General features: G+C 70.0%; 15 protein-coding genes. 12 read left to right on the forward strand and 3 right to left on the reverse strand.

Going from position 1 to position 11,762, the window contains the following annotated elements; all coding sequences use genetic code 11:
- Positions 1-237 precede the first annotated feature (237 nt).
- The 3 genes from efeU to efeB all read left to right on the forward strand — a co-directional run bounded on the left by efeU (position 238) and on the right by efeB (position 3,722).
- A complete protein-coding gene (efeU, locus tag G6R25_RS16305; RefSeq protein WP_163553686.1) occupies positions 238-1,122 on the forward strand; it encodes an iron uptake transporter permease EfeU in 885 nt (294 codons plus the stop codon).
- A gap of 137 nt (positions 1,123-1,259) precedes the next feature.
- Positions 1,260-2,378: an iron uptake system protein EfeO gene (gene efeO, locus G6R25_RS16310; protein ID WP_235948719.1), complete on the forward strand. Its 1,119-nt coding sequence runs from the start codon at positions 1,260-1,262 to the stop codon at positions 2,376-2,378.
- Positions 2,379-2,465: 87 nt separating this feature from the next.
- Positions 2,466-3,722 carry an iron uptake transporter deferrochelatase/peroxidase subunit gene (gene efeB / locus G6R25_RS16315; protein ID WP_163553687.1) on the forward strand — a complete coding sequence of 419 codons (1,257 nt, stop codon included), beginning with the start codon at positions 2,466-2,468 and terminating at the stop codon, positions 3,720-3,722.
- 170 nt (positions 3,723-3,892) lie between these two features.
- Here the strand turns inward: efeB and G6R25_RS16320 are convergent, their stop codons facing one another.
- Together G6R25_RS16320 and G6R25_RS16325 are read right to left on the reverse strand one after the other, a co-directional pair.
- Positions 3,893-4,048, reverse strand: a complete 156-nt coding sequence (locus G6R25_RS16320) for a hypothetical protein (protein WP_163553688.1) — start codon at positions 4,046-4,048, stop codon at positions 3,893-3,895.
- Positions 4,045-4,344 carry a hypothetical protein gene (locus G6R25_RS16325; protein WP_205447157.1) on the reverse strand — a complete coding sequence of 100 codons (300 nt, stop codon included), beginning with the start codon at positions 4,342-4,344 and terminating at the stop codon, positions 4,045-4,047. The genes G6R25_RS16320 and G6R25_RS16325 overlap by 4 nt, the downstream gene beginning before the upstream one ends.
- Positions 4,345-4,406: 62 nt before the next feature.
- On the opposite strand from G6R25_RS16325, the gene G6R25_RS16330 reads away from it, so the two are divergent.
- Complete coding sequence (locus G6R25_RS16330) at positions 4,407-4,895, forward strand: HIT family protein (RefSeq protein ID WP_163553689.1); 489 nt, start codon at positions 4,407-4,409, stop codon at positions 4,893-4,895.
- A gap of 24 nt (positions 4,896-4,919) precedes the next feature.
- On the opposite strand, the gene G6R25_RS16335 is transcribed toward G6R25_RS16330, so the two are convergent.
- Entirely contained in the window at positions 4,920-5,618 is a 699-nt protein-coding gene (locus G6R25_RS16335; protein ID WP_235948721.1) for an NUDIX hydrolase, read from the reverse strand.
- 120 nt (positions 5,619-5,738) lie between these two features.
- On the opposite strand from G6R25_RS16335, the gene G6R25_RS16340 reads away from it, so the two are divergent.
- From G6R25_RS16340 to G6R25_RS16375, 8 genes are all read left to right on the forward strand, one after another.
- On the forward strand, positions 5,739-6,524 hold the full coding sequence (locus G6R25_RS16340) for a DUF429 domain-containing protein (protein ID WP_205447158.1): 786 nt from the start codon (positions 5,739-5,741) through the stop codon (positions 6,522-6,524).
- Positions 6,521-6,754, forward strand: a complete 234-nt coding sequence (locus tag G6R25_RS27525; RefSeq protein ID WP_235826555.1) for a TetR/AcrR family transcriptional regulator — start codon at positions 6,521-6,523, stop codon at positions 6,752-6,754. Before G6R25_RS16340 ends, G6R25_RS27525 begins: the two co-directional genes overlap by 4 nt.
- A gap of 217 nt (positions 6,755-6,971) precedes the next feature.
- The gene (locus G6R25_RS16350; RefSeq protein WP_163553691.1) at positions 6,972-8,021 is read left to right on the forward strand and encodes an LLM class flavin-dependent oxidoreductase; all 1,050 of its coding nucleotides are present in this window, start codon (positions 6,972-6,974) and stop codon (positions 8,019-8,021) included.
- Entirely contained in the window at positions 8,014-8,415 is a 402-nt protein-coding gene (locus G6R25_RS16355; RefSeq protein ID WP_163553692.1) for a TIGR03618 family F420-dependent PPOX class oxidoreductase, read from the forward strand. Before G6R25_RS16350 ends, G6R25_RS16355 begins: the two co-directional genes overlap by 8 nt.
- Complete coding sequence (locus G6R25_RS16360) at positions 8,412-9,281, forward strand: sulfurtransferase (protein ID WP_163553693.1); 870 nt, start codon at positions 8,412-8,414, stop codon at positions 9,279-9,281. The genes G6R25_RS16355 and G6R25_RS16360 overlap by 4 nt, the downstream gene beginning before the upstream one ends.
- Positions 9,282-9,392: 111 nt before the next feature.
- On the forward strand, positions 9,393-9,839 hold the full coding sequence (locus G6R25_RS16365) for a MarR family winged helix-turn-helix transcriptional regulator (protein ID WP_235948723.1): 447 nt from the start codon (positions 9,393-9,395) through the stop codon (positions 9,837-9,839).
- A gap of 962 nt (positions 9,840-10,801) precedes the next feature.
- A complete protein-coding gene (locus G6R25_RS30665) occupies positions 10,802-10,963 on the forward strand; it encodes a helix-turn-helix domain-containing protein (RefSeq protein WP_136448421.1) in 162 nt (53 codons plus the stop codon).
- 156 nt (positions 10,964-11,119) lie between these two features.
- The gene (locus G6R25_RS16375; protein ID WP_235948726.1) at positions 11,120-11,581 is read left to right on the forward strand and encodes a cupin domain-containing protein; all 462 of its coding nucleotides are present in this window, start codon (positions 11,120-11,122) and stop codon (positions 11,579-11,581) included.
- The last annotated feature ends 181 nt before the right edge of the window (positions 11,582-11,762 follow it).

The raw sequence follows: 11,762 nt of genomic DNA on the forward strand, positions 1-11,762 counted from the left end.
CACCAACACAACATTGATGTCACGCAAAGCGACGAAACGTTACCGGGAAAGGCTCACTGCCGTTCGCGCAGGTGGCAGGCGCGCTGGGACGGCCCTGCGGGCACGATGCCGGCCCGTCCCAGCTGTCCTGGTTCTCTTGCCAACGTCGTTAGGTTGCCCTAACTTAGCTGAGGTTAACCGCAGGTGACGGACCGCACATGCCGGAAGCTGCGAACGAACTAGAGACGGAGGCCGGATTTGCTTCCCACGTTTGTGATCGGCCTTCGGGAGGGTCTTGAGGCGTCGCTGATCGTCGGCATCGTCGCAGCCTTCCTCCGGCAGCAAGATCGCCGGGACGCCCTGCGCCAGGTGTGGCTCGGCGTCTCACTGGCGCTACTGCTCTGCCTGGGCATCGGCATCGCGCTGCACCTCCTGGACCGGGAGCTGCCCCAGGGGCAGCAGGAGGGGCTCGAGACGGTTATCGGGCTCATCGCGGTGGCGATGGTGACGTACATGGTGGTCTGGATGCGCCGCCACTCCCGGGATCTGCGAGGGTCGTTGGAATCGGCCACGGCGTCGGCGTTGGAGAGCGGCTCGACCCGCGCGCTGGTGCTCATGGCCTTCCTGGCCGTGCTGCGCGAGGGCTTCGAGACGGCCGTCTTCCTCATCGCGGCGTTCAACGCGAGCACCTCGCCGGCCTCGGCCGGCGGCGGCGCACTGCTCGGCGTGCTGGTGGCTTCAGCGGTCGGCTTCGGCATCTACCGCGGCGGCGTGCACATCAACCTGGCGCGCTTCTTCCGGGTCACGGGCTTCGTCCTCCTCCTGATCGCGGCCGGCCTGCTGGCGACCGCGGCGCACACGGCCCACGAGGCGGGCTGGCTCGATCTCGGCCAGCAGCGGACGTTCGACCTGTCGTGGCTGGTCCGTCCGGGTACGCCGCTGGCGAGCGTGCTGACCGGGATGCTGGGGTTGCAGCCACGGCCCGTGGTCGCCGAGGTCGTGGCCTGGCTGGTGTATCTGCTGCCGCTGGCCGCCTACGTCGCCTGGCCGACCCGTCGTCGGCCGCCGGCCGGGCCCACGACCACCGCGGAGCGTGGCGCCGAGGGAACAGCGGCCATCGACCCGGCACCCGCGACCCCGTGACCGCACCCCCAGACCGCCAGCCTGGCCCCCGCCACCGCGAGAGCCGCTAACCGTACGTATCCATTTTCGCTAGTTGAGGAACAAGAGTGGGGGCACACGTGCGCCGCGCACCTGTCGCATATAGCGCCATAGCCGTTGTGATCGCGACGGGTGTCGTCGCTTGTGGAGGAAGTGACTCGGGCAGCTCCGGCGGGTCGAGCGTCGCCGGGAAAAAGCAGACGGTCATCGTCACCATCACCTCGAAAAGTTGTTCGCCGGACGTGGCGACGATCCCGTCGGGCCCGACCACGTTCAAGGTGGTCAACAAGGACGCGGGTGACGTCACCGAGGCCGAGCTGGTCGACGGCGACACCATTCTGGGCGAGAAGGAAAATCTCACCCCCGGCCTGTCCGGGACGTTCTCGCTGAATGTGAAGGCCGGCAAGTACCAGCTGTACTGCCCCGGCGCGGACACGGAGAAGACCGACTTCACCGTCACGCAGACCGCCGCCGCAACCGCTGCCGCGACCCGCAGTGCCGAGGTCACCTCGGCGCTGCGCACCGCGACCACCGGCTACGCCACCCACGTCCGCCAGCAGGTCGCGGACCTGGTCACCAGCACCGGGGCGTTCGTGACCGCGGTCAAGGCCGGCGACCTCGACCAGGCCGCCAAGCTCTACGCCGTGCCGCGCCTGGACTACGAGCGGATCGAGCCGGTCGCCGAGTCGTTCGGCGACCTCGACCCGGCGATCGACGCCCGCATCGACGACGCACCCGACGTGGCGAGCTGGACCGGCTTCCACCGGCTGGAGAAGGCCATCTTCGCCGACCGTTCGCTGGCCGGCACCGCGCCGATCGCCGACAAGCTCAACACCGACGTCGGCAAGCTCAACACGCTCGTGGCGAAGGCGACCTTCCAGCCGGCGCAGATCGCCAACGGCGCCACCGAGCTGCTCGACGAGGTCGGCAAGACGAAGATCACCGGCGAGGAGGAGCGGTACAGCAAGCTCGACCTGCTCGACATGCAGGGCAACGTCGAGGGCGCGGACAAGGCGTTCACGCTGCTCGAGCCCGCACTGAAGTCGCTCGACCCGACGCTTGCCAGCACCGTGCGCACCCGCTTCACCGCGATGTACAAGGCGCTGGACCCGTACAAGGAGGGCGCCGGCTACGTCAACTACGACAAGGTGACGCAGGACCAGCGCCGCGGCCTGTCCCAGGCGGTCGATGCCCTGGCCGAGCCGCTGTCCCAGGTCGCAGGCGTCATCGTCAGCTAGCCCGCCCCGGCAGGAGCCGGGCCGCGCAACAGTGCGGTGGGCGGTGGGCCGCGCATCGCGAAGAACCAGGTCAGAGGGGCATTCGTCATGGTCGAACGGTTCGCGTTGTCGCGCCGGCGGGCGCTGTTCGGCGCCGCGGGCTTCGCCGGCGCAGGCGTGGTCGCGGCCACCGCCGCGGGCTGCTCGGACGACTCACCACCGGCGACCGCCACGGCGCCGCGGGGCACCGTGCCGTTCCACGGTGCGCAGCAGGCCGGGATCACCACCGACGCCCAGGACCGGCTGGCGTTCGCCGCCTTCGACGTCTCCGCCGGGGTGAGCCGGGATCAGTTGCGCGAGCTGCTCGTCGGATGGACCGCCGCCGCCGCCCGGATGACCGCCGGGCAGGCCGTCGCCGACGACGCGGCCTCGCCGCACTCGCCGCCGCGGGACACCGGCGAGGCGATCGGGCTGACCGCCGGCAACCTGACCATCACCTTCGGGGTCGGGCCGAGCCTGTTCGACGGACGCTTCGGGCTGGCCGGGCGCAAGCCCGCGGCGCTCGCCGACATCCCGCCGCTGCCCGGCGACAACCTCGACCCGCTGCGCAGCCGCGGCGATCTGTGCGTCCAGGCCTGCGCCGACGACCCGCAGGTCGCCTTCCACGCGGTGCGCAACCTGCGCCGCCTCGCCCAGGGCACCGCCGTGCTGCGCTGGTTCCAGCTCGGCTTCGGCCGAACCAGCACGACCAGCGACAGCCAGGACACACCGCGTAACCTGATGGGCTTCAAGGACGGCACGAACAACGTCAAGCGCGAGGACACCGCATCGCTGGACAAGCACGTCTGGGTCGGCGCGGACGGCGGCCAGGCGTGGATGCGCGGTGGTACCTACGTCGTCACCCGCCGCATCCGGATGCTGCTGGAGTCCTGGGACCGCGACTTCCTGCAGGACCAGGAGAACGTCTTCGGCCGGACGAAGGGCAGCGGCGCGCCGCTAGGCGCGGCCGAGGAGTTCGACCCGGTCCCGCTGACCGCCAAGAGCGCCGGCGGCGAGCCGGTCATCCCCGCGGACGCCCACATCCGGCTCGCCGCCGCGTCGACCAACGACGGCGCGACGATCCTGCGCCGCGGCTACTCCTACACCGACGGCGTCAACCAGGAGACCGGGCAGCTCGACGCGGGCCTGTTCTTCATCGCCTTCCAGCCCGACCCCCGCACCGGATTCATCCCGATCCAGCGCCGGCTGGCCGCCTCGGACGCGCTCAACGAGTACATCGTCCACACCAGCAGCGCCGTGTTCGCAGTCCCGCCCGGCGTCCGCGACCCCAAGGACTTCTGGGCCAGCAGCCTGTTCACCGTCTGACCCCCAGGATCGCACTCCTGTCCCGCCCAGCATCTGCCCTTCGAGTGCAGCCACCGGCCATCACAGTGACAGAACGTCGACAGGAACCAGCCGGTAGCGATCTGAGTCGACGGTGAGGACTGGCCATTCACTCGCGAGTGCGAACGCAGCTGCGTGCCTGGCAGGCCGCGTCAAACGGCGGCCAGGCAAAGCGCGGGGACGATCAGCACAGGGCCGCCGCTGATCGCGCCGGTCAGCAGATGGGACAGCTCCCGCCGGTAATGTTCGTCCCCGGCGCCGGCGAATCCCGCCACCAGAGTCAGATCATCCAGAACGTAGCCGCTCACGCGGCTGCGGCGGCCCGGTACGCAGCGAGTGCATCAACAGCAGCCCGACCGAGAACGGCGACCGGATCACGATCGTCGCCCACATCGCGCAGTTGCCCATCAAGATCATTCAGTACGGCAGCAATCTCCAGGGGCACCGGGTACAGGCCCACAGAGTCGCGCACCCAGGCGAGCGCGGCTGCATGCGCATGCAGGACCGCAACGACGCCCTTCCAAGCCGCATCTCTGTGGCTGTGCGTGGCAGGACGTGCAAATGAAAACGTATGCGGTGTCTGGGTGTTCGATGCTGAATACACGGATCGAAACGCATCGTCAGGCGAGGCGTGAAGCATTCTTCACCGAGAGGGCGGGAGCGGCGATGGACATCGGTGGGACGGCGGCTGAGGGAGAGGAGGATTGCTACTCGTGCGCGGGTAACGCGGCGCTGGCCGGGTTACCGCCACGCGAACGGGTGTTGATCGGGGCCGGTTGGCGGGCCGCGCACGCGATCCGCGCGGCGCTGCCGGGGTGGATGGTCCTGGTCAGCCGGCGGCACGTCACATCCCCGGCGAAGCTCACCGAGGCCGAGGCCGAGGCCGCCGAGCTCGGGGTGCTGACCTGGCGCCTGAGCCGGGCGCTGGTCGAGGTAACCGGCTGCGTGAAGACCTATGTGGCGGCGTTCTCGGAGGCCGCCGGGTTCGAGCATCTGCACGTCCACGTCGTGCCGCGCGCCGCCGATCTGCCCGCGGCGGACCAGGGCCCGGACGTCTTCACGTTCCTGCGCCGATTGGAAGCCGAATGGGTACCGCCGGCGGAGATGGACGACCTCGCGATCAGGCTCGCCGCGGTGCTCGACGCCGAGCACTGACGCCTCCGGGCACCGGGCACCGGTTCAGTCGACGACGGCCGGGGCGGTGGGGTCGTCCAGGTAGCCGAACATCAGGGCGAGCTGGCCGGCGGTGTTGCGCTTCTCGGACAGCGGCGGCAGGGCGTCGCGCGGGAACCAGCCGACCTCGGAGGTCTCCAGCCCGCCGCCGAGGCTCCCGCCGATCACCCGACACCGAATGAAGATCTTGTACGTGTCGTTCGGGTACGGCGGGTGGGCGTGGCGGCGCTTGTCGAGGACCGCGAGCAGACGCTCCGGCTCGGCGCGCAGACCGGCCTCCTCGAAGATCTCCTTGACGACGACCTCGGCCGGAGTGAGGCCGACGTCGGCCCAGCCGCCGGGCAGCGACCAGCCACCGTCCTCCTTCTCATGGACGAGCAGGATCCGGTCGCCGTCGAACAGCACCCCGCGCACGTCGACCTTCGGCGTCTGGTATCCGACCTCACCGCCGAAGATGGCCTGCGCCACCTCGACGGTGACGTCGGCGCAACGGGCCGCGATCTCGTAGCTGACCCTGCGGAGCTGCTCGAATCGTTCGAGGTCATAGGGGTCCTGGGAGTACGCGAGCCCGGCCTGGGCGATGGAGTGCAGCTCGCGCACCCACGGCAGCCACTCGGGGTTGCGAGACCCGATCCGACCCCACCTCGGCTCGGGTGTGTCGGCCCCCGCGGGTACGGGGCGCAGGAATGCGGAGTCCTCAGTCATGCGGTGATCCTCCACCCTGCCCTCGCCCGGGACGAGGCGATCATGGTGTTCCGCGGTGCGTGGTCGACGTCGGCGCGGCTCCCCGGATAGCGTCCACGTCTCGTGGCGCAGGTGATCGCGGTGGACTGGTCGGGGTGGGCGAAGGGCGCGGCCGAGTCGATCTGGCTGGCCCGGGTGGTCGCCGGGCGGCTCGTCGAGCTGGACAACGGGCTTGGCCGGGAGGCCGTCGTCGCCGCCCTCGTCGACCGCGGCCGCCGCGAGCCACGGACCGTCGTCGGGCTGGACTTCTCCTTCTCGTTTCCCGCGTGGTTCTGCGCCCGCCAGGGCTGGCGCAACGGCCAGGAGGTCTGGGCGGCCGTCGGGGAGCGGGCCGAGGAGCTGCTCGCGGCGGGTGCGCCGCCGTTCTGGGGCCGGCCGGGGACCGTGGCACAGCGCCTCGGCGATCCTTTCCGCCAGACGGAGAAGGATCTCGAACGGCGGCCGAAGAGCACCTTCCAGATCGGCGGGGCCGGCACGGTCGGCACGGGTTCGCTGCGCGGCATGGGCCATCTGGCGCGGCTCGCCGCGGCCGGCTTCACAATCTGGCCGTTCGACGAGGCGGGCTGGCCCCGCGTCGTGGAGGTCTATCCGCGGCTGTGCGTGCCGGCCGGTGTGGTCAAGAGCCGCCACCGCAGCCGGCGCGACCACCTGCATGACTGGTTCCCGCAGCAGGATCCGGTGCTGCTCGAGCGGGCGGCCGGCTGCGAGGACGCCTTCGATGCCGCGGTCACCGCCCTGGCCATGGCGGCCGACCTGCCGAGCCTGATCGACCTGCCGCGGTTCACCGCCGGCGCGCCCCAGCTCATCGAGGGCTGCGTCTGGGCGCCTACGACGCGGCGGGGGGCGCAGCGGCCAGCGCCGCGGTGAGGTGCATCTGCGTCGCGGACTTCGCGACGCAGAGTGTCGAGACGATCGCCGCCCAGGCGGGTGCGGCCAAGCACACGGTCTACAACCACTTCGGGGACAAGCTCGGGTTGCTGCGCGAGGTGATCGCGGCGGAACTGCGCCGGTTGGCGCGCAGCGCGGTCGCCACGTTCCTGCGGGCGTTCGGGCCGCTCTCCTCGGGCCCGTCGGCAACCGACCGTCGACCTGACTGATCGATTGGCTCGCGGCCGGTCCCCGCCACGGCCGGCGTCGCGGGCGCCGGCGAGGGTACTTCGGAGAGCAGATTATTGACAAAACAAGACAGTACCTGTTACGAAGTACTTATCCCGACCGCTATTGTGAACATAGCTGGGGGGACGACTGTGCGCGGTGGGACCCGGTGGCGTGGTCGTTGGGATTCGGCACCCGCCATCAAGGAGGACTGATCCGATGGATATCGGCGTGATGACGTTCGGCACGCTGCTGACCGACCCGTTCACCGGTGAGCGTGTCACGCAACGCGAGCGGCTGTCTGAGGTCGTTGAGGGCGCCGTACTGGCGGAGGAGCTTGGTTTCGCCTGGTACGCCGTCGGCGAGCACCACTTCGGCGATCGCGATCTCATCTCCTCGCCGCCGGTGGTGCTGGCCGCCATCGCCGCGCGCACCACGTCGATCACGGTGGGCACCGCGACGACGCTGGTGAGCAACCGTGACCCGGTGCTCGTGGCCGAGGACTACGCCACGCTCGACCTGATCAGCAACGGCCGGCTGCAGTTGATCGCCGGAACGTCGTTCTACGAGGCGCCCTACGAGGTGTTCGGCCAGGAGCTGGCGAGCAAGCCGGCCCGCAAGCGCGAGAACCTCGAGCTACTCCTCCGGCTGTGGGCCGAGGATCGCGTCACCTGGGAGGGGCAGTTCCGGCCACCGCTGCGCGACATACACCTGCAGCCCCGGCTCGTGCAGTCCGAGCCGCCGGTGTGGGTCAGCGGCAGCTTGAAGCCGGACTCGATCCACCTCGCGGTCGATCTCGGCCTGCCCATGGTGATGGGGACGGTCGCGCGGACGCCGGAGGAAAACGCGCCGATGTTCGCCCTCTACCGCGAGCTGTGGGCGCAGCGCGGGCGCCCGCCGCAGGCCGCGCGCACCGGCGCCACGAGCCACGTCTTCGTGGCCGAGACCAGCCAGCAGGCGCGCTCGCAGTGGCGCGAGTACCTCGCCAACTACTTCAACGACGCGACAATACCCAAGGACGCAACCCGCCCGGCGTTCGACTTCGACACGCTGATCGCCGGTCAGGCGATCTGCGGCAGCCCGGCCGAGGTCGTCGACAAGCTCGGGCGCCTGTACGAGCTGTGGGGCCACAAGCTGCACCTGCTGACCATCGATCTCGGTGGGATTCCCGCCGCCACCGTCGCGAAGGTGATGGAGCTCGTGGGCAGCGAGGTCATCCCGCAGGTGGCGAGCCTCGGCAGCGCCGCCAAGGTGGCCGCGGATGCTTGATCCTGACGTACGGCGGCTCGCGCAGGCGCGCTCCGACGTCACGCTGGCGACGCTCCTGCCCGACGGGCAGCCGCACACGAGCATCGTCTGGGCACACGCCGACGACGAGCACCTGCTGATCGGCACCAGCACCACGCTGCAGAAGTACCGTAACGTGGTCGCCGATCCGCGCGTCTCGGTGCTGATCATCGACCCCGACAACACCCAGCGTTACGTCGAGGTGCGTGGCCGGGTGGTGTCTCTCGACACCGGCGCGCCGGCGCTTGACCTCGTGCACACCACGTTCGGCAAGTGGACCGGCGGGCCGCCGCCGCCGGTGGTGCTCGAGGGTGCCGGCGAGCGCGTCCGGCTCCGGATCGCCGCCGAGCGGATCCGCTGGAAGCTCCCCCGATGAGCGCCCGGGTCGAGGTGGAGCCCGTCGTCACGCCGGAGTGGGTCGCGCAGCGGCTCGACAGCGTCGTCGTGGCGGACGTGCGGTGGTATCTCGACGGCCGCTCCGGCCACCTCGCCTACCTGGACGAGCATGTGGCCGGCGCGGTCTGGGTCGACGTCGACGTCGACCTCTCCGATCCGCCGAGCGAGGCCGGCGGGCGTCATCCGCTGCCCTCGCCGGAGACGTTCGCCGAGTGGCTGGGGGCACTGGGCATCGCGGACGACGCCCTCGTCGTCGCCTACGACGACCAGGGCCGTGGGTTCGCCGCACGCCTGGTCTGGCTGCTGCGGTCCATCGGAGCGCCCGCTGCGTTGCTCTACGGTGGGCTCGACAGTTGGCCGGGGCCGCGCGAGTCGGGACCGGTCATACGCACGCCGGTCGTGCGTCGCCCGCGGCCGTGGCCCGCGCACCTGCTGCGCGACGCCGACGAGGTCCAGGCGGCCGCCGCCGGTGGCGCGGCCGTCGTGCTCGATGCGCGGGCAGCCGGACGCTACTCGGGCGCGGACGCCCTGCCCGGGGAGTCACGCCTCGGCCACGTGCAGGGTGCGCACAGCGCACCCTGGGCGGGCAACCTTCGCAGCGACGGCTCGTTCCGCTCGGCAGACGAGCTGCGGGAACGCTTCGCGGCGCTGGGCGCCGTCGAGGCCGACGAGGTGATCGTCTATTGCGGCTCGGGGGTCACCGCCTGCCACGACCTGCTGGCGCTCGAGCGCGCCGGGCTGCCCGTCGGCGCGCTCTACCCCGGCTCCTGGTCCGCCTGGTCGGCCGACGAGACCCGACCGATCACCACCGGCGAGCAGCCCCAGGCAACCTCGACCAGCACCTGACGGACCAGCCGGCGGTTCGTCGTCCGGCAGGCTCGGCCCGGCGTCGCCACTTCGTCGTCTATGGTCACCTTCATGTGCGCGACGACCGGGCCGTCCACCAGCGACTCGCAGGTGGACGGCCAGCCACGGCTCGCGGACGCGCTCGTGCAGTTCGCGCACCTGATCGATCACCTTTTTGCCGATGTCAGCCGCGGTCTCGGCCTGACGCCCCAGCAGGTCCAGCTGCTGTGCGAGCTCATCCAGGGGCCGGTCGGCATGACGGAACTGACCGGCATCCTGCACGTCGAGCGCTCGAGCCTGACCGGCCTGGTGGACCGGGTTGAGTACCGGGGCCTCGTGAAGCGCATCCGCCACACCACCGATCGACGCGTCATTCAGGTCGCGTTGACCGCGAGAGGTGCGCGGCTGGCGATGAAGTCCTACGACAGCGTCACCGCGAAGATCGCGGAGCTCACCAGCGGGGTGGCCCCGGCCAACGCGACCCTCCTGACAAAGATCGTCGCGGGCATCCTGGCCGACAACGGCGTGCCGCTCATCTCCACGCCCGAAGTCCGCTAGAAGGCGACCGGGCCCATCACGGACATCTGCCGGCCACCTGGACCCGACAGGTTCCGGTCGTCTCTGCCATTGCGTCGTCGAGTGCTGTCCGTGCCGCTTACAACTCCCGAGGACGGGGCAGACTGGTCAAAAGCGGCTCCGGAGGCCGCACCGCGGCCCTCGCAGGCAGGACCATGGGAGGCCAGCGTGACGTCTGCTCCACCGGCTTTGGGGATCACCCGCTTCGACGCTGCCGGACTGGCGCAGCGTTTCGACGACGACGTGCAGTGCACCACCCGACGGTGCAGCGTGCAGGACGCCGGGTGGTTGTCGGTGCTGGTCCGGGTCGCACAGCGCAGCGACGCGTCGGGCCGCGTGGACATGGGCGTCCTGCCGCATCCTCGGATCATGCTGGTGACCCGTGGAACCGTGGCCGTACAGCGGCGAGATGGCGCGGTGCGGCGATCCGCCCACCTCGCGCCGGGGAAGGCGTGGCTCGTCCCGCCTAATGTTCCGCTGAGTTATGAGTGGACGCGGGCGGGGTGCGGCATCCGCGAGCTCAGTGTCCTGGTCATCTCGGGAGAAGATCTTGAACGTACCGCCGCGGAGCTGAGCGGTCGGCGATCCGCACCGGTCAGCTTCACGGAGCCGGTGCTGGCCGAGGACCACGTCGTGCGCAGCACCCTGACCGGGCTCACGCAGGCGCTGGCCGGCCGGGGTCGACGAGCTGTACGCGCAGACCTCGGCGGCCTTCCTGCTCGCCCATCTGCTCAGCCATTACGGGGGCGGATCGTCGGTCCCGCCCGACGTGGGCAGGCTCGACGTGGGCAGGGAGGACACCCGGGTCCGTACCGCGGTCGAGTTTATGCGGGACAATCTGCATTTGCCCGTGTCGCTCTCGGACATAGCCGGCAGCGCCGGGCTCAGCCCGTACCACTTCCTGCGCGTCTTTCACGCCTCGACGGGCCTACCACCACGCTCGGATGAGAATCGACGTGGCGCGGCGTCGCCTGACAGAAAGCGAACTTACGGTCACAGAAGTTGCGCAACTGTGCGGATTCAGCAGCTCCAGCCAGTTCTCGACCGCGTTCCGCCGCGAGACCGGCATGTCACCTCGGGCCTTCCGCCTCAGTCTTCCGGTGTAGGAACTGCCGTACAGCGTAGGTGCCAATGAGCGGGGCCGGCGGAAGCGCCGCAACATGGAACACGTTTTCGGCAAGCGGATGAATGCGGGCCGGCCGCGCGGCGTCTACGTTCGATGTGCGATCGCTCCGCCCCACGCAAAGGAGAACCACGTGAGCATGCTGTACCTCGCTCAGGCCAAGGATCATCAGCAGCTCGAATGGATCGACGGCGGGACGCTCACGATGGTGCTCGACGGCGCGGCGACAGCCGGCCAGCTGATGATGGACAGATTCGACGTCAGCGAGGGCGAGGCGCCGCCTTATCACCGGCACGTGCGTGAGGACGAGGTGTTCATGCTGATCAGCGGTACCGCGTTGGTCTGGCACAACGACCGCGAATACGAGCTGTCGGAAGGCGGCGTGGTCTTCCTCCCCAAGGAGGAGGCGCACTCGTACCGGATCGCGTCCAAAAAGGCGGACCTGCTGATGATCAACACGCCGGCCGACATCGAGGGCATGTTCCGATACGCCGGCCGCGACAGGACCACTGCGCGGCCCGACGGCTTCCAGATCTTACCCGAGCGGATGGCCGAAGCGGCCGAGAAGTTCGGCAACGTCGTCGTCGGCCCGCCGCGCTGACGCCGACCCTGACGCGGTCGCGTCGCTATCCACCCACACCAGCCGGGAGGAACGCAATGCCTGAGACGGAGGATCTGAACGCACGTTGCGACGGCGAGGTCGCACAGAGTGAGTGAGACCGGTGGATGGAGGACCGAGGGACGGTACTGAGTCTCCAGGCTGGTGCTCAAGAGCCTGTCTC

The sequence above is a fragment of the Candidatus Frankia alpina genome, assembly GCF_902806485.1.
Classification (GTDB): domain Bacteria; phylum Actinomycetota; class Actinomycetes; order Frankiales; family Frankiaceae; genus Frankia; species Frankia alpina.